Annotated in this window: 14 protein-coding genes and 1 pseudogene; 12 read left to right on the top strand and 3 right to left on the bottom strand. The window is 53.9% G+C overall.

Translation table 11 applies throughout. The features are described from left to right. Positions 1-60 precede the first annotated feature (60 nt). Positions 61-1,035 (bottom strand): TRAP transporter substrate-binding protein DctP, encoded by a 975-nt coding sequence (gene dctP, locus WEB54_RS16120; protein WP_368056247.1) that lies wholly within the window; start codon positions 1,033-1,035, stop codon positions 61-63. Positions 1,036-1,519: 484 nt separating this feature from the next. On the opposite strand from dctP, the gene WEB54_RS16115 reads away from it, so the two are divergent. Then, positions 1,520-2,191 (top strand): acyl-CoA thioesterase, encoded by a 672-nt coding sequence (locus tag WEB54_RS16115; RefSeq protein ID WP_368056709.1) that lies wholly within the window; start codon positions 1,520-1,522, stop codon positions 2,189-2,191. 100 nt (positions 2,192-2,291) lie between these two features. Here WEB54_RS16115 and pcaF read toward each other — a convergent pair whose 3' ends face one another. Both pcaF and WEB54_RS16105 read right to left on the bottom strand, forming a co-directional pair. After that, a complete protein-coding gene (gene pcaF / locus WEB54_RS16110) occupies positions 2,292-3,497 on the bottom strand; it encodes a 3-oxoadipyl-CoA thiolase (RefSeq protein ID WP_368056708.1) in 1,206 nt (401 codons plus the stop codon). Between the two features lie 29 nt (positions 3,498-3,526). Continuing rightward, positions 3,527-4,309 carry an enoyl-CoA hydratase/isomerase family protein gene (locus tag WEB54_RS16105; protein WP_368056707.1) on the bottom strand — a complete coding sequence of 261 codons (783 nt, stop codon included), beginning with the start codon at positions 4,307-4,309 and terminating at the stop codon, positions 3,527-3,529. A 252-nt stretch (positions 4,310-4,561) separates the two neighbouring features. On the opposite strand from WEB54_RS16105, the gene WEB54_RS16100 reads away from it, so the two are divergent. The 11 genes and pseudogenes from WEB54_RS16100 to WEB54_RS16050 form a co-directional block, all read left to right on the top strand. Then, entirely contained in the window at positions 4,562-5,026 is a 465-nt protein-coding gene (locus WEB54_RS16100; RefSeq protein ID WP_368056255.1) for a DUF4863 family protein, read from the top strand. Between the two features lie 97 nt (positions 5,027-5,123). Next, entirely contained in the window at positions 5,124-6,719 is a 1,596-nt protein-coding gene (locus WEB54_RS16095; RefSeq protein WP_368056257.1) for a benzoate-CoA ligase family protein, read from the top strand. Then, positions 6,716-7,537 carry an alpha/beta fold hydrolase gene (locus tag WEB54_RS16090; RefSeq protein ID WP_368056258.1) on the top strand — a complete coding sequence of 274 codons (822 nt, stop codon included), beginning with the start codon at positions 6,716-6,718 and terminating at the stop codon, positions 7,535-7,537. The genes WEB54_RS16095 and WEB54_RS16090 overlap by 4 nt, the downstream gene beginning before the upstream one ends. Further along, the gene (locus WEB54_RS16085) at positions 7,530-9,110 is read left to right on the top strand and encodes a 3,4-dehydroadipyl-CoA semialdehyde dehydrogenase (protein ID WP_368056706.1); all 1,581 of its coding nucleotides are present in this window, start codon (positions 7,530-7,532) and stop codon (positions 9,108-9,110) included. Before WEB54_RS16090 ends, WEB54_RS16085 begins: the two co-directional genes overlap by 8 nt. 3 nt (positions 9,111-9,113) lie before the next feature. Next, on the top strand, positions 9,114-9,893 hold the full coding sequence (locus tag WEB54_RS16080) for an enoyl-CoA hydratase-related protein (protein ID WP_368056260.1): 780 nt from the start codon (positions 9,114-9,116) through the stop codon (positions 9,891-9,893). Position 9,894: 1 nt separating this feature from the next. Next, a complete protein-coding gene (gene paaG / locus WEB54_RS16075) occupies positions 9,895-10,683 on the top strand; it encodes a 2-(1,2-epoxy-1,2-dihydrophenyl)acetyl-CoA isomerase PaaG (protein ID WP_368056261.1) in 789 nt (262 codons plus the stop codon). A 67-nt stretch (positions 10,684-10,750) separates the two neighbouring features. Continuing rightward, entirely contained in the window at positions 10,751-12,262 is a 1,512-nt protein-coding gene (locus WEB54_RS16070; protein WP_368056705.1) for a 3-hydroxyacyl-CoA dehydrogenase, read from the top strand. Between the two features lie 318 nt (positions 12,263-12,580). Then, the gene (gene boxC / locus WEB54_RS16065) at positions 12,581-14,224 is read left to right on the top strand and encodes a 2,3-epoxybenzoyl-CoA dihydrolase (RefSeq protein ID WP_368056265.1); all 1,644 of its coding nucleotides are present in this window, start codon (positions 12,581-12,583) and stop codon (positions 14,222-14,224) included. Positions 14,225-14,227: 3 nt separating this feature from the next. Beyond that, positions 14,228-15,703 (top strand): benzoyl-CoA 2,3-epoxidase subunit BoxB, encoded by a 1,476-nt coding sequence (gene boxB, locus WEB54_RS16060; RefSeq protein WP_368056267.1) that lies wholly within the window; start codon positions 14,228-14,230, stop codon positions 15,701-15,703. Positions 15,704-15,770: 67 nt separating this feature from the next. After that, positions 15,771-16,949: a benzoyl-CoA 2,3-epoxidase subunit BoxA gene (gene boxA, locus WEB54_RS16055; RefSeq protein WP_368056269.1), complete on the top strand. Its 1,179-nt coding sequence runs from the start codon at positions 15,771-15,773 to the stop codon at positions 16,947-16,949. Between the two features lie 9 nt (positions 16,950-16,958). Next, positions 16,959-17,168: pseudogene (locus tag WEB54_RS16050) on the top strand (hypothetical protein); the annotation flags it as partial.

Genomic DNA, 17,168 nt, shown 5'->3' with positions numbered 1-17,168 from the left:
GCCAGGCCGGTTTAATTTGGCAGCAACCCGGCCTCTGTTATCAGTCAACGTATTCATTGATTATTCAAGAATCGCACGAAACTTTTTGGTATTTTCCGGCGCCTGCCTGGACAGTGTCTCCCACTGTGACTCATAGGCTGCTTTCAGGAAACGCTCGCGCTCAGCGCCTTCGAGTTCAATAACTTCAAGCCCCGCTTCGGCCTGGCGTTCAGCCTCGCTTTCATTGATGTCAGCATTGAGTTCATTCAGGGACTCGAGCCAGATCGCCTTTTCCGTCAGGTAATCGCGCTGCTCATCAGTCATCTTTTCCCAGGCGTCCTGATTAACCAATACGCCAACTTCGACTTGATAGAAACCAGGATCGACACGGTAGGCGGTATGTTCGTGCCAGCCCAGATCCAGTATGCCCTGAATAGGCCAGCCATAACCATCAACTGTGCCACGTTCCAGCGCCGTGTAGACCTCGCCCGGGGCTGTTTGCGCAACATCAGCGCCAAGGTTTTCGAAGAAAGCCCGGTAGACAGGGGTAATCCGCAGGCGCTGGCCGGTCAAATCAGCGCTATCGACTTTCTTGTTGGTGTATAGGTGAAAACGATTCCCATAATTGGTAAAAGCCAAATAGTGAACATTCATCTGCTCGCGCCAGATTTCCTGTAAATCATCCCAGCGACCCATTTCGCGCAGTTCTTGAGGTGAATAACGGGTCAGGTTGAGGGCGTTAGCCGCAGGCAAGATGTTGGTATAAAACGCTGACGTGACAAACGCCATATCTACTACGCCCGTGCGCACGGCATTGCCAAGCTCAAAGGCTGGCATTACTTCGGGCCCACCGATGTAGTTAAGTTTCACGGGAGCATCGGCGTCCCCATTAATTTCTGCCACGAACTGCTCAAAGGTGTGGGGAATAGAGGTTCCCTGCGCAAAAGCGCTGGCTGTTCTCAGACTTACTTGGTCAGCGGCGGCCTGAGTTGCCAGGCCACACATCAGGGTGGCGGTGACTGCGACGGAACCTAATAGACAATTTCTTGTAATCATTATTATTCTCTCTTTGGTTGGTCATTATTTACATCTCAAACAGGAGTATAACGAGCCCGGAGCGCGGATAAGCTACAGCCGCAGCTACCCCCCAAATCCTGTATTATAGTGCGTTTTTTCATGCTTTTTCGGCTCTTATCGACATGTATATGCATTTTTTATTGTACTGAATGCATTATCATGCATACCTTGAGGGCCGCTGTAAAGTCAATTAACACAATAGTTAAAGCTTAAATTATTTATGCTTGAAGTTTCACACTAACAGCACTAAATTGATTAATCCAGCGTTCGTTGCAACCTTCCTGAGTGGGTGGAAGGCAGGAAATTAAACAGGTGTAAAATAATGGCTTTTTTTACTCAATTGAAGATACGATCCAGCCATTGTGGTGTGAATGGGAGGCTTCAGCTGGCACGGCATTTTGAGATGATAAACCGGTCAGTTGAAGACTGGTTCGCAGGGCCACTGGACCTTTCGTTTACACAGATGCACAGCGGTCAACAGCGGCTGGGCATTCCAACAGTTCATATTGTGCTCGATATCCAGGCGTTAGCGGCCCTTGATGAGGTGGTGTGGACATCATTGCAGGTGGTGGAATTGCGACGCAGCGCCATTGAGTTGGAAGTCGTTGCGCGATGCGATAAGCAGGCACGCTTTAGTGCGAGAGTCACGCTCATTATGGCGCATGCGGTGCAGGGCCGCCTACGAAGCATGACAATACCTGCCGCTCTGAGACAGACGATGCTTGAGGACCTCGCAGCCAGGCCTGAAATTGAAAAACGGGATGTCGCCGAAACTGAGTATCTTGCCTTTGAAACTCAGGAGTTGATGTCTGCGCCCAGGTTTCATGAGTGTGAACGCCCGGTTTATTTTCAGGACTGTGATCCGGCTCAAATTGTGTTTTACCCGCGGTACCTGGAAATGATTGATGACGTCATTGACGACTGGCTGAGTTCCATGGGGATCCGGGAATGTCGAGTGCATGCCGTGGATGTAGATTTCCAGCGTCCGAGCCAGCTTGGTGAAGCACTGCGATTCACCTTGCAGCTTCTAGGCGCTAAAGACGCGAGAATTTATGTCGCAGTGTCAGCGGCCTGTGAAGGTTCTTCGCGCATTGGTGCCAAACTGGAACTCAGCTTCCCAGGAGCGGGAATCTGACACGCAACTCAAGCGCCCGGTCCAGTCGATATTGGCGTTCGCCTTTTGCCAGCCTCGCCGAATGCTCCTTTCAAATCACTGGAATATAGATCAGTCAACTTCAGGGTACCTCTAACAACAGCGCTATCCCCTGCCCTACGCCAATACACATTGTACACAGCGCACGCTTACCTCCGGTCAGTTGCAACTGATGTGCGGCCGTTATAATCAATCGTGCGCCTGACATACCTAGCGGGTGTCCCAGTGCTATGGCACCACCGTTCGGATTCACCCGCTCATCGTCATCGCCAATGCCCAGCTCACGCAGGCAAGCCAGACCCTGAGCGGCAAAAGCTTCGTTGAGTTCGATGACATCCAAGTCAGACAGTGACCAGCCGCTTTGCTTTAATACCTTGCGTACTGCCGGAACCGGGCCTATACCCATTACCCGGGGCGGCACACCCGCCGTTGCCATGGCGACAATTCTGGCCAGTGGCTGCAGACCATACTGTTTCACAGCGTCGGCGCTGGCGACCAATACGGCCGCTGCACCATCATTTACCCCCGACGCATTGCCTGCTGTTACTGTGCCGCCATCCCGAAACGGTGTAGGCAGCCTGGCTAACTGCTCGGCTGTCGTCTCCGGGCGCAAATGCTCGTCCTGGTCGATCAGCAATGGCTCCTGTCTCTTTCGCGCAATGCTGACTGAAACGATTTCACGGGCGAAACGCCCCTCAGCCTGAGCCCTTCCAGCTTTCTGTTGAGAGCGCAATGCGAAAGCATCCTGATCGGCCCGGCTAACCTGGTAATCAGCCGCGACATTCTCAGCGGTTTCCGGCATCGACTCTACACCATATTCAGCCTTCATCAGAGGGTTCACAAACCGCCAGCCAATGGTGGTGTCTTCAATGTTTTGTGTCCGTGAGTAGGACGAATCGGCTTTGCCCATCACATAGGGTGCGCGCGACATTGATTCCACTCCACCGGCCAGTACCACCTCCATTTCCCCCGACCTTATTGCCCTGGCTGCGGTTCCAATAGCATCCATGCCGGAGCCGCACAGACGGTTTATGGTCCCTCCGGGCACAGAATCAGGCAACCCCGCCAGTAGAGAGGCCATGCGTGCGACGTTTCGATTGTCCTCACCGGCCTGGTTGGCACAGCCGAGAATGACCTCGTCAATCGCTGCCGGGTCCAATCCCGGGCACTCGGCAAGGACGGCTCGAATCACGTGGGCCGCCATATCATCCGGCCGCATCGATGCCAGAGCACCGCCAAAGCGGCCTATCGGAGTGCGCTTTGAAGCGCATAAAAAGACATCTCTCATCGACTTTTCCTTATCTATCAAAAAGTGGGTTAACCGGTGAATTGGGGGTCACGCTTCTCTCGGAAAGCCGCCAACCCTTCAACGGCGTCATTTCCAGCGAACAGTCTTTGTTGTAGCTCCCGCTCCAATGCAAGACCACTTTCAAGTGGCAAATCGGTACCTGAACGCACGGCGCGCTTAATGTGACCAATGGCGCGACTGGAAGTCCCGGGACGGCAGAATTTCCGGGCGTATTCCAGCGCAGTCGATTTGAAATCATCGCCAGCTAGCAGACGATTGATCAGGCCATACTCACTGGCTTCCACCACAGACATCAGCCGCCCTTCGGCCATCAATTCAATGGCTCGGGTTTGACCAACCATACGCGCCAGACGCTGAGTGCCACCAGTGCCCGGTAATACACCCAGGCTAACCTCGGGCAAACCGACCTTACTCTTGCTGTTCGCAGGTGCCACCCGAATGTCGGCTGCCATCGCTACTTCCAGGCCGCCCCCAACGCAATGGCCGTTCAATGCAGAGATGACCAGCTTCGGTGTGTGCTCCAGTCGTAACAGCGTTTCATTGGCATGCAAACAGAAATAATATTTCGTATCCGGATCCATTCCCGACAACATGTCGATATCTGCTCCGGCACAGAAAAACTTGTCTCCCGCACCGGTGATCAGAATAACGTCAACAGCCGGATCCCAGCGTGCATCAAGGATGGCTGCATCCAATTCTTTGAACATGGGTGTCGAATAGGCATTGGCGGGGGCATTGTTCAGGGTCAGAATCGCTATGCCCTGACTGAATTCATAGGCGACCAGGCTCATGGGTAACTCCTCCATAAAGGCTTAAATTGAATAAACGTTGATAGACACCCATCCAGTATCTGCATAATAGTTACAAAAACAGGGTTGATTCTTTCCATGCATGCACTATAGTGCAGTTATTCTTAGAGAACAACAGAACAAAGCCCTAAGTAGCCATAGTGTCATGAAATAAAATACATACCACCAATGGCGCGTGGCGTATAACCGCCACCAAACACTGTATTCAACTTATTCAACTACCAGGTGACCACCATGGCCACACTTGATCAATTGCAAGAATATACCCAAACCCTGACTCACTGGCTCAGGGGTCGTACCTTAGGCCCCGAACTGGAAACTGAACTGACCGCTGAATTTGGCCCCGATAGCTCATGGTTTCAGACAGTGAAGGCGCTGTCTCTCCAGGGCATGGACAGTGGCGAGTTTGGTTCCCGCACAGCGGGAAATATCCGCTATGGACGCTTAATCAAGGCAACGGACACCACTGACGGATTCAGCCTTGATATGGTTCTGATGGACACAGTAGCCGGACCGCATCACCGACATCCGAATGGTGAGGTAGATATGGTCATCCCGCTGGACCCGGATGCCCGATTTGACGGCACGCCAGCAGGTTGGAAAGTCTATGCCCCACATTCTGCCCACAGCCCAACGGTTACCGGTGGCAAAGCCATCGTTTTATATTTTCTGCCCGATGGCGCGATCGAGTTCAGTTAACCAGCAATTGATCGCTAACACCCGGGAACAGACATGCAACATTTCTGAACCAATAACAACAAGACAAACCTTAACACGGGTTTGAGGAGACTTTCAGATGAGCCATGAAAGCACCGAGGTCAGCCGCTTTCCAAAAAAATTCAATGCGGTCACTTATTTCATTGACCGCCACCTGAGTGAAGATCGGTCAGACTCGATCGCGGTGATCGACAGGAATGGAGAAACGTCCTACCAGACGTTGGCCAATCGTATCAATCAGGCCGCCAACGTGTGGAGCCTGGAGCTTGGCCTGCGGCCGGAAACACGCGTTGCGCTGCTGCTGCACGACACAATTGACTACCCGGTGGCATTCTGGGGTGCCTTGCGAGTGGGTGTTGTACCTATATGTCTCAACACTCTGCTGACTCTTGATCATTACCGCTACATTCTGAACGATTGCCGGGCAGAAGTGCTGGTGATTCAGGACGCCCTGTACGCAACCATTAAGCCAGCGTTGGACCAGTTGCCAAACCTCAAAACAGTTATCCTTGTCGGCGACGCCAATACCGGTGGTCATGGCGAGGCTTGGTCAGCGCGGCTGGATCGACAGCCAAGCCAAGCGCAAACGCTTAACACCAGTAAAGATGACATTGCATTCTGGCTTTACTCTTCGGGCTCCACCGGCAATCCAAAAGGCGTGCCACACCGACACGACAGCCTCTACTGGACATATGAATTCTATGGGAAGGGCGTACTCGGCATCACCCCGGAAGACCGAATATTTTCCATTGCCAAACTTTTTTTTGCATACGGCCTCGGCAACGGCATGACGTTTCCCTTCGGCGCTGGCGCTACCGCTGTCTATTTCGATGGACGACCAACACCGGACGCGGCTATCGAGGTTCTGGAACAACACCAGCCAACTATTTTTTGCGGTGTTCCGACTCTTTACGCCGCATTGCTGGGCAGTCAGAGCCTGGCTGATCGACCGGGATCCAAAGCTCTGCGCAGATCCATATCAGCGGGTGAAGCACTGCCGGCCGACGTCGGAGAGCGCTGGGAAGACCGTTTTGGTTCACCCATCCTGGATGGTGTTGGTTCGACGGAAATGCTGCATATATTCTTGAGCAATCAACCCGGTGACGTGCACTATGGCACTTCAGGTCGCGCAGTGCCCGGCTATGAACTCAAGTTGGTTGACCCCGTCGGTAGCCCGGTAGCACAGGGTGAGATTGGTGAACTACTGGTCAATGGCCCCAGCACTGCAGACAGTTACTGGAACCAGCGTGAGAAAACGCTGAAAACCTTTGTCGGTGGCTGGACCTATACCGGAGATAAATATTTTCAGGATGAACAGGGGTTATTTCATTACTGCGGTCGCAGCGATGACATGTTTAAATCCGGCGGTAACTGGGTATCTCCATTTGAAGTCGAATCGGCACTGATGGGGCATCAGTCGGTCCTGGAGGCTGCCGTTATAGCCCATGCCGATGAAGCTGGTAATCTCAAACCCATGGCCTTTGTTGTCTTGCGTGAAGGTGTTGTTAGCCCTGAAGATGAACTTAAAACCGAGCTGCAAACCTTCGTTCGCGCGCGGATTGAACAGTGGAAATACCCGCGCTGGATCGAGTTCGTTGAAGAACTGCCGAAAACAGCTACAGGTAAAATCCAACGCTTCAAACTGCGAGAAACCACACGGGCCGATGCGTCATGACCGGGCAACCAATCACCCTAACGGTTAATGGTGTGGCACTGGAAGCTTGCTGGTACGGTCCGCCGCCACATCAATCGCTTACTCTGGTACTGCTGCATGAAGGATTGGGTTCTGTCGGGCAATGGAAACACTTCCCTGAACAACTGGCACGCACCACTGGCTGTGGCGTCTTGGTATACAGCCGGGCCGGTTATGGTCAATCCGACCCGGTTGCCCTGCCACGTCCGCTAACCTACATGCACAATGAAGCACGCGATGTCCTGCCACGCCTGCTGGATGCAGCGCACATCAGAGATGCCGTTCTGGTCGGGCACAGCGATGGAGCTTCCATTGCTTTGATTAACGCCGGTACGCAGCAGGACCCCCGAATAAAAGGACTGGTACTAATGGCACCCCATGTGTTCACCGAACCCATGTGCCTGGCCAGCATTCGCGATGCCAGAACCGCTTACGAAGACACCGCTACACACCTTCGGGATCGATTGGCTCACTATCACCGGCACGTTGACGTTGCCTTCAAAGGCTGGAACGATGCCTGGCTTGATCCTGACTTCGAGTCCTGGAATCTGGAAGGCTTTGTCGGTGGTATTACCGGCCCGATGCTGCTGATCCAGGGTCGCCAGGATGAATACGGTACCCACAAGCAGCTCGACGCCATTGTCAGGCGGGCACAAACTACCTGTGAGATACTCTGGCTGGACGACTGCCGCCACTCGCCGCACCGCGACCAGCCGGAGGCCACCCTGGCTGCTATACAGGATTTCATTCAACCGCTTTTTCAATCCGCATCCACACAGGAGACCTTTACCCATGGCTGATACAATTGCACTGGGCAGTTACTTCGATAATCGCTGGCAGATGGGTACCGGCTCAGTCTCGCTGATCAATCCGGTTACGCTTGCAACGCTGGCCGAGGTCAGGGGTGAGGGTCTGGACCTCGGCACAGCGGTGCAATGCGCCCGCTCAGAAGGACGAAACAGTCTGGCGTCAATGACATTTGCCGAACGTGCTGCGCTGCTGCGTGACATGGCCGATGCTCTGCAAAACGACCGTGATCACTATGCCGAACTCGCCCGACAGAACAGTGGCAATACCCCCGGCGATGTGATGTTTGATATCGACGGTGGCATCGCGGCCCTTAAATTCTACGCAGGCATGGGTAAGAAGCTGGGCAACGCCAAACGTTTCGTTGAATCGGAACACCAGCCACTGGACCGCGAAGGACACTGGGCAGCACGCCATATCATGACCTCGGTTCCCGGTATCGCTGTACACATTAATGCCTTTAATTTCCCGTCCTGGGGGATGTGGGAGAAAGTCGCTCCGTCTCTGCTTGCCGGTGTGCCAGCGATTGTTAAGCCGGCTACTTCCGCAGCCCTGGTGTCGCACGCCATGATCAGGACCCTGACCGACGCAGGGCTGATACCGTCCGGCGTTTTGTCGCTGATATGTGGCAGCGCCCGAACACTGCTGGATGAACTGGATGCCGGAGACGTTGTGGCTTTCACCGGCAGTGCCGATACCGCTGCTAAACTGCGTGCACACCCGGCTGTCCAAATTCGAGGCGTGCGCTTTCAAGCTGAAGCAGACAGTCTGAATTCCGCCATTCTGGGCAGTGATCTGGATCAGGGCAGTGAAACCTATGGCCTGTTTTTGCGTGAAATTCAGAAAGAAATGACCGTAAAATCTGGCCAGAAATGCACCGCCATTCGTCGCATTCTGGTGCCTGAAACTTTGCTCGACGACGTCGCCAGTGACCTGTCGGTTCAGCTTACCAAAACCACTGTCGGAGACCCGGCGGCCGAAGGTGTGCGCATGGGTCCGTTGCAATCGCCCGAACAACGTGAGGCCGCACGCACGGGGCTGGAACAACTGACCGCGGTGTGTGAGACCGTTTGCGGAGGTGACACGCCTGCATCACTCACCGGTGAGAACGCCAAACCAGATTGCTTCCTGGCACCCACCTTATTGCTGTGCCGCGACCCAGACAACAGCAACGCGGTGCACGATACCGAAGTCTTTGGCCCGGTCGCCACCCTGATGCCGTACCGGGACCTGTCACACGCCGCCGCCCTGGTCGCACGAGGCAAAGGGTCTCTGGTCAGTTCGCTGTTCACCGACGACGACAGCGTGGCCAGCACCCTGATCGATCAAACCGCTGGCTGGCATGGCCGTTTGCTGTGGGTCGATGCCACTCTTGGCAAGCATCACCTGGGGCACGGCACTGTAATGCCTCAATGCATTCACGGCGGGCCGGGTCGGGCCGGTGGCGGTCAGGAACTCGGTGGATTGCGCGGTCTGACATTATATCTGCAACGCACGGCTCTGCAGGGTCAGACTGACCGCCTGGCTGCCATCACGGCCGGTGATGCAGTCTGGCCGGGAGTCTAATTCATGAACCCTACCCTGATCAGCATTAACACCGACCTGCGACCGGGTGTCGCCCGGGTTCAATGGGCCCGTCCGAACGCGCGGAATGCGCTGAATACCCAATTGCTTGATGAGCTTGCCACCACACTGGAAGAACTCGATCACGACGAGACTGTCCGTGTCGTAGTCATCAGCGGGGCCGATGGTATTTTTGCTGCCGGTGCGGATGTCCGGGAGCTAGCGGCAAAGGATGCTGTTGGCCTGCTAAACGACGACCGCCCCCGTCATTGGAAGCGCATCCGCCAATTCAGCAAACCGCTTATCGCATCCGTTGAAGGCTATGCACTGGGTGGAGGTTGCGAGCTGGCGATGCTGGCCGATCTCATTGTAGCGGCACGGGACGCCCGCTTTGGCCAGCCGGAAATCAACCTCGGGCTGATCCCGGGTGCTGGCGGCACCCAACGTCTGACACGGGCCGTGGGCAAGTCGCTGGCCATGCAAATGGTACTGGCAGGCACTCTGATTGACGCGGAACGCGCTCAGGCGGCGGGTTTGATTGCCGAGGTTACCGATCCGGGAGCAACTGAAACCGCCGCATTGGATCTGGCTGAACACATAGCCACCAAAGCGCCGCTCAGTCTGCGCCTGGCGAAAGCGGCCGTATTGCGCGCCTGCGAAGTCGGACTCAATGAGGGGCTCGACTACGAGCGTCAGGCTTTTGTGTTTCTCGGCGCCACTGAAGACCGCAATGAAGGCATTGATGCCTTCCTGACCAAGCGTACGCCCAACTTCAAGGGTTACTGAGATGGCACTAATAACACTCGACATTCGCGATGGTCTGGCAACACTAACGCTGAATCGTCCAGACAAATTAAACAGCCTGAACCTTGCCATGCACGCCGAACTGGCCAGCGCACTAGACAGAGTGGAAGCCACCACAACACTTAGGTGCCTGTGGCTCAGAGCCAACGGGCGGGCATTTTGCGTCGGACAAGACCTAGAAGAACGTCGTGCGCTGCTTGATAACTCAGCTCCGCCGGACCTGGGTGAATCACTGGAACAAAGGTACAACCCGCTGATACGCCGGCTCAGTCAATTACACTGCCCGACCCTGTGCAGTGTCACTGGCGCTGCTGCCGGTGCTGGCGTGGGCCTGGCGCTGGCCTGTGACATCGTCATTGCCGCCCGCTCTGCCAGATTTATTTTTGCTTTTTCCCGCCTGGGTCTGGGGCCGGATGCAGGCACAAGTTATCGATTGCCGAAGTTGATCGGCGATGCCCGGGCACGGGGGCTGATGTTATTGGGTGAAGAACTTGATGCAGCCACGGCCATGGAATGGGGATTGATTTGGTCCTGCCTTGACGATGAAAAAATAGACACCAGCGGCGAGAAGATTGCCCATCAACTCGCACAGGCACCCACCCGGGGATTAAACCTCTGTCGTCAGGCGCTCAGTGCAAGCGGCCAGAACACCCTGAATGATCAACTCGATCTGGAACGGGATTTACAACGCCAGGCGGGTCGCACTGATGACTACCGCGAGGGCATCACTGCTTTTCTTGAAAAGCGGACCGCACATTTTACAGGTTCATGAAGACGAGCCGCCCCAGGGCTAATCCGGCAGCTCTCAGCGAAACCCCTACTTTCCAATGGAGAATGGCATGACCCAGACCCCACCCCTACCTCTCAATGCCACAGTTGCCGTTATCGGGGCTGGCACCATGGGTGCTGGCATCGCCCAGGTTGCCGCAGCGGCCGGGCACCCGGTGCTGTTATATGACAACCGGGATGGCGCGGCTGAGGCGGCCCTGACAGCAATGAACACCCAGCTTAGCCAGCGCGTTGAAAGGGGAAAGATAACCGACGAGGCAAAGACTCAGTTGCTGGCCCGTATGACACCGTGCCAAAAATTGGCCGACCTGGCCCAAGCTGCACTGGTAATAGAAGCCATTGTTGAAGACCTAGCCGTCAAGCAATCCGTGTTCACTTCACTTGAAACTACCTGCACACCAGACACCCTATTTGCCAGTAATTCATCATCCCTGTCGATCACCGCCATTGCCTCCAAACTGAATGACCCGGGCCGCCTGGCTGGCATGCACTTTTTTAATCCCGCCCCGGTGATGAAACTGTGCGAAGTAATCGCCGGACTGGAGTCACGGTCGCACGTCATCGATACATTGCTGGCTACCGCACGCAACTGGGGGAAAGTTGCGGTTCGAGCCAATAACACACCCGGTTTTATTGTTAACCGGGTTGCACGTCCCTATTACACAGAAGCCATGAAAGTCTATGAGGAAGCCGGCGCCGATATCGCAACACTCGACGCCCTGCTCAAAGATGCCGGTCAATTCCCGATGGGCCCGTTTGCGCTAACCGACCTGATCGGCCAGGACATTAATCTGGCGGTCAGCCAAACGGTCTTCGCCAGCTATTATCAGGATCGTCGCTTTGAGCCCAGCCTGGTGCAACAGGCGCTGGTTGAAGGTGGTTTACTCGGACGTAAGTCCGGACGCGGATTCTATGACTATCGGGATGGAGCCGAGCCCAAATACCCTCTGACAATCACTCCGGGAGAGCCACCCAAAAACATGATCGTCGACGGCAAGCCTGGTCTGTGGCAACCGCTGATTGAGCGCTTGTCGGCAGCAGGTATCACCGTTCAACCTGGCGATCCTGACAAATCGGCCGCAATGACTTGCGAAGGGCTGAGTCTGAAACTGACTGGCGGCTGTACCGCGACAACGCAAGCAAGACGCAGTGGTGATCCCAATACCATCCTCTTTGATCTGGCCTTTGATTACGCCAGCACTGACCGACTGGCATTGAGCCCGGCAGACGGTTCAAACCCGGAAGCAATGGCCACAGCCGCGGCTCTGTTTGCCGAAGCCGGCATCCAGTGCAGTCACCTTGATGACAGTCCGGGACTTATCGTGATGCGTACGGTTGTTATGTTGTGCAATCTTGCTGCAGACGCAGTCCATAAGGGCGTATGCAGCGCTGAAGATGCAGACAATGCCATGAAAGCGGGTACGAACTACCCTGCCGGACCCATTGAATGGGGCGAACGCCTGGGACTGAAAACTGTAATCCAAGTGTTGAATGAGCTGGAAGAGCACTACCAGGATGGTCGATATCGTGTAAGCCCCTGGTTAAAACGCCGGTCAGCCTGATGTCGGTCAGGTGAATTATGGGTTGCGACCGCCAAAGACTCTCATCCCGGAAATATAATTCACCTTTACTCATCACGGCGTTTTAAAACAGTCTGTAACAACCCTAGCAACCTTGCCCGAAAAGCCCTTCAAAATGGCCGCGCAAGCTGACACATCAGCCTGAACGGCCCATCGAATCACGCAACCTGCATAAAAATGCATATTTCCACTTGCATCTAAAATAAAATGCACTATAGTTCATTTTAGTGAGTGGCGTTGCGGTACCACTTCGCCTCATAACCCTGCTTAAACAAGAACATTTTATAACGAGGTTGTACCATGATCGATTTTCGCACCTCCCCCGAACACTATCATCACTGGAAGATTCGCTATGATGGCGACATCGCCTATGTCGATATGGATGTCGATGAAAATGCAGGCCTATTTGAAGGCTACCAGCTTAAACTCAATTCGTATGACCTTGGTGTCGACATTGAGCTGAACGATATTGTGCAACGCATGCGTTTTGAACACCCGGAAGTGAAGACCGTGGTGATGAGCTCTGCAAACGACAAGATATTCTGTGCCGGTGCGAATATTCGCATGCTCGGCGGTGCGACCCATACTCATAAGGTGAACTTTTGCAAATTCACCAATGAAACCCGCAACGCGCTGGAGGAGGCCTCGGCACTGTCCGGACAAACCTGGATGTGTGCTGTAAATGGCACTGCGGCAGGCGGAGGGTACGAAGTCGCGCTGGCGACTGATTACATTCTGATGGTAGACGATGGCACCACAACCGTCTCGCTACCCGAAGTACCCTTGCTGGCCGTTCTGCCCGGCACTGGCGGTTTAACGCGGGTTACCGACAAACGCAAGGTTCGTCGCGATCGTTCTGATATCTTTTGCAGCAGTGAAGACGGCGTGCGCGGCCAGCGTGCTGTGGACTGGCGGTTGGTCGATGAAATTGCACCCACGTCACAGTTCAAAGAGGCGGTAGCCCGGCGTGCAAAGTTACTGGCCGAAAAATCAGACCGTCCATCCGATGCCCACGGCGTGCGTTTTACACCTCTGGAACGCACGATCAGTGAAAATCAGGTCGAGTACTCCTTGGTTACCATCGACCTCGATCGGAAAAACCGGACGGCAACGCTCACGCTGAAGGGTCCTGCAGAACCAGCGCCAACGACCGTTGAGGCAACCCAGCAACAGGGCGACCAGTTCTGGTTGCTGGCACTGGCTCGGGAATTGGACGACGCCATCCTGCATTTACGCCTTAACGAGGCAGAGATCGGTCTCTGGCTGTTGAAAACAAGAGGAATTGCCGAGCACATTCCCGGTTACGAAGCTCTACTAAGCCAGGACAACTGGTTGATGCGTGAAATTCGACTGTTTTGGAAACGCACCCTCAAACGCCTTGATGTCACGTCCCGCACGCTGTTCACCCTGGTAGACCCCGGCAGTTGCTACAGCGGATTACTGACCGAACTTCTGTTCGCATCAGATCGCAGCTACATGCTCGACGGACAATGGGAAGGTGATGATACGCCAGCCCCGACCATCACATTAAGCGAGATGAACTTCGGCCCCCTACCGATGAGTAATGATCTGACCAGGCTGCAAACGCGCTTTCTCGGTGAAGCAGACAGCGTTGATTCAGCCCATGAACTGATCGGGCAACCATTGGATACTGCCGCTGCCGATGCCGCCGGGCTGATCACAGAATCATTCGATGACATCGACTGGGAAGAAGAGTTGCGCATGATGATTGAAGAGCGCACCAGTTTTTCTCCGGATGCTCTGGTCGGCCTGGAAGCTAACTTGCGTTTCGCAGGACCAGAAACCATGGAGACCCGAATTTTTGGTCGTCTAACCGCCTGGCAGAACTGGATTTTCCAGCGGCCCAATGCGGTTGGCAAAGATGGCGCCTTGCAACTGTATGGCACGGGTACCCGTGCGCAATACAACCTTGAGAGGGTTTAAGCGATGACTACGTTAAACAACGAAAAACTCCAGGAAGTGTATGCAGAAGTTAACTACGACGAACTGATTCCAAACAACGTTGATCTATCATCCGATCGTCGTTTGAAAAAAGCGCTTGAGGCCTGGCACCCCGGGTACATCGACTGGTGGATGGACATGGGTCCTGAAGGTTTCCAGGAAGCAGAGGTGTACCTGCGTACAGCCGTTGGTGTCGACCCGAAAGGCTGGGCCAAGTTTGGCTATGTCAACATGCCCGAGTACCGCTGGGGGATACTGCTGGCACCTCAGGAAGAAGGCCGCACCATCCCATTTGGTAAGCACAAGGGCGAGCCGGTCTGGCAGGAGGTTCCCGGTGAATACCGTTCATTGCTGCGCCGCCTGATCGTTATCCAGGGGGATACCGAGCCTGCATCGGTTGAACAGCAACGTCACCTTGGAAAAACCGCCCCGTCGCTGTACGACATGCGCAACCTGTTCCAGGTAAATGTTGAGGAGGGTCGTCACCTCTGGGCGATGGTGTACCTACTGCAAAAGTATTTTGGAAAAGACGGTCGTGAAGAGGCAGAGAACTTGCTCAAGCGGCGCTCCGGTGACGATGACACTCCACGCATGCTGGGTGCCTTCAATGAAGAAACACCTGATTGGCTGTCGTTCTTTATGTTCACATACTTCACCGATCGAGACGGCAAAATGCAACTTGAATCGCTGGCTCAGTCAGGATTTGACCCGCTGTCGCGTACCTGCCGGTTCATGCTTACCGAAGAAGCCCATCACATGTTCGTTGGTGAGTCGGGTATCAGTCGTGTCATTGAACGTACCTGCGAAGCCATGAAGGAAGCTGGCATCACAGACCCAGCCGATGTTGAAGCGGTTCGCAAACTGGGGGTGATTGACCTGCCCATGTTGCAGCGCAAAATTAATTTTCATTTTTCCGTTACACTCGATTTGTTCGGAAATGAAATATCCACCAATGCCGCCGCTGCTTTCGAAGCAGGCATCAAGGGCCGCTACCACGAGACAAAGATGGACGACGACCATCAACTCCATGGCCAGACTTACCCGGTTCTCAAGGTAGTCAATGGAAAACTCGAGATGGTGGAGGAAACGGCACTTAATGCAATCAATGCACGGCTGCGTGACGACTATGTTAAAGATGCTTCAGGTGGAGTAAAACGCTGGAATAAACTGATCCAGAAATCCGGATTCGACTACGAGCTGACTCTGCCCCACATCGCTTTCAATCGACAAATCGGTGAGTTTTCTGACATCGTTGTCAGCCCATCAGGCGATGTCATTACCACTGATCATTTCAAGGCGAACCAGGAAACGTGGCTACCTAGCGAGAATGATATCAACTACCTGCATTCGTTAATGGTTCCGGTCACCGAAACTGGCGAGTACGCCAGTTGGATTGCTGCCCCAAAAGTCGGTATTGACAGCAAGCCTGGCGATTTTGAATACGTCAAACTGGAAGACTGACGTCTTAGGCCCTGTGCTCTTGACAGGGCCATTTTTACTCGGCAATTAAAGTAGCCGTGGAGTATTTATGACCGTATTGAGACAACATTTAATCGATCCGGAAATTTGCATTCGTTGCAATACTTGCGAAGAAACCTGTCCGATCGATGCGATCACCCACAATGATGATAACTACGTTGTGAATGCCGATCTATGCAATTACTGTATGGACTGTATTGCACCATGCCCGACCGGCTCTATCGACAACTGGCGTATGGTGAACGCAGCCTACAGTATTGATGAGCAATTCGAATGGGATGAATTACCTGAAGAGCTGGAGCTGGATGACGAAACCAGCAATAGCGGAGGCGAAGCAGATAATGAAGCAGAAGACTTGCTGCATCAGGCTCATTCAGGTGCCCGCGCTGTACCTCCCTTCTCAGCCGCTCACCCTTATATTAATTTATACAGTCGTGACGACCCTATTATCGCCAAAGTAGCCGGGAATTTCCGCATCACCGGTGCCGATACTGATTCAGACATTCGTCATATTATTCTGGATTTTGGCAGCACAGCGTTCCCGGTACTGGAAGGTCAAAGTATTGGTATTTTGCCACCGGGTCAAACCGCCAGTGGCAAAGCTCACACCATGCGCCTCTACTCTATTGCCAGCCCGCGCGATGGCGAACGCCAAAATCACAACAATGTATCCCTGACAGTCAAGCGGGTAGATGGCGGTGTTGCATCAAACTATCTGTGTGATTTGCAGAAGGGTGATGAGGTAAAGGTCATAGGGCCCTTTGGCGACTCCTTCCTGATGCCCAATCACCCGGAAGCAAACATCATAATGATCTGCACTGGCACCGGCTCTGCCCCATTCAGGGCTTTCACCGAGCGCCGTCGTCGGAAATATCAGGATGCGGATGGTAAACTGATGCTATTTTTTGGTGCCCGGACACCCACAGAATTGCCCTACTTCGGCCCCCTGAACAAATTGCCGGACTCTCTCATCCAAAAGGAGTTGGTATTCTCACGCCAAGCAGGAAAACCTAAAGAATACGTTCAGGATCGGATGAGAAAAAGTGCTGAGAACATAGCCCCTTTGCTACAAGATGAGAACACCTTTATCTTCGTCTGTGGACTTAAAGGAATGGAGCAGGGCGTTGAAGAAGCACTCAATGATATAGCGGCCAGCCAGAAAGTCGATTGGGCCGCATTGCGCAACGATATGCTTGCCAATGGCCGCTACCATGTTGAAACCTACTGAGGCTAACCGATGAACCCAAACTACCAGTACCGTCGACGCCTTCACTGGGGAGACACTGATGCAGCCGGCATTGTATACACCGCGAATTATTTTGATCTCTGCATGGAGGCGTTGGAGGGCTGGTTTGTCAGAGTGCTGGAAACTGACTGGTTCAGCATGAATATAGACCAGTATATTGGTACTCCTTTTGTGCATGCGGACGTTGACTTCAAGGTACCA

It is taken from the genome of Saccharospirillum sp., assembly GCF_040881935.1.
In the GTDB taxonomy this organism is placed as follows: domain Bacteria; phylum Pseudomonadota; class Gammaproteobacteria; order Pseudomonadales; family Natronospirillaceae; genus Saccharospirillum.
The sequence above is the reverse complement of the archived record's forward strand: the minus strand, read 5'-3'. Positions and strand labels throughout refer to the sequence as shown.

Coding starts and splice junctions, on each gene's coding strand:
- WEB54_RS16100 (WP_368056255.1), top strand. CDS start 4,562: ATGGCCACACTTGATCAATTGCAAGAATATACCCAAACCCTGACTCAC.
- WEB54_RS16070 (WP_368056705.1), top strand. CDS start 10,751: ATGACCCAGACCCCACCCCTACCTCTCAATGCCACAGTTGCCGTTATC.
- WEB54_RS16105 (WP_368056707.1), bottom strand. CDS start 4,309: ATGAGCCTGGTCGCCTATGAATTCAGTCAGGGCATAGCGATTCTGACC.
- dctP (WP_368056247.1), bottom strand. CDS start 1,035: ATGATTACAAGAAATTGTCTATTAGGTTCCGTCGCAGTCACCGCCACC.
- paaG (WP_368056261.1), top strand. CDS start 9,895: ATGGCACTAATAACACTCGACATTCGCGATGGTCTGGCAACACTAACG.
- pcaF (WP_368056708.1), bottom strand. CDS start 3,497: ATGAGAGATGTCTTTTTATGCGCTTCAAAGCGCACTCCGATAGGCCGC.
- WEB54_RS16085 (WP_368056706.1), top strand. CDS start 7,530: ATGGCTGATACAATTGCACTGGGCAGTTACTTCGATAATCGCTGGCAG.
- WEB54_RS16095 (WP_368056257.1), top strand. CDS start 5,124: ATGAGCCATGAAAGCACCGAGGTCAGCCGCTTTCCAAAAAAATTCAAT.
- WEB54_RS16115 (WP_368056709.1), top strand. CDS start 1,520: ATGCACAGCGGTCAACAGCGGCTGGGCATTCCAACAGTTCATATTGTG.
- WEB54_RS16090 (WP_368056258.1), top strand. CDS start 6,716: ATGACCGGGCAACCAATCACCCTAACGGTTAATGGTGTGGCACTGGAA.
- WEB54_RS16080 (WP_368056260.1), top strand. CDS start 9,114: ATGAACCCTACCCTGATCAGCATTAACACCGACCTGCGACCGGGTGTC.
- boxA (WP_368056269.1), top strand. CDS start 15,771: ATGACCGTATTGAGACAACATTTAATCGATCCGGAAATTTGCATTCGT.
- boxB (WP_368056267.1), top strand. CDS start 14,228: ATGACTACGTTAAACAACGAAAAACTCCAGGAAGTGTATGCAGAAGTT.
- boxC (WP_368056265.1), top strand. CDS start 12,581: ATGATCGATTTTCGCACCTCCCCCGAACACTATCATCACTGGAAGATT.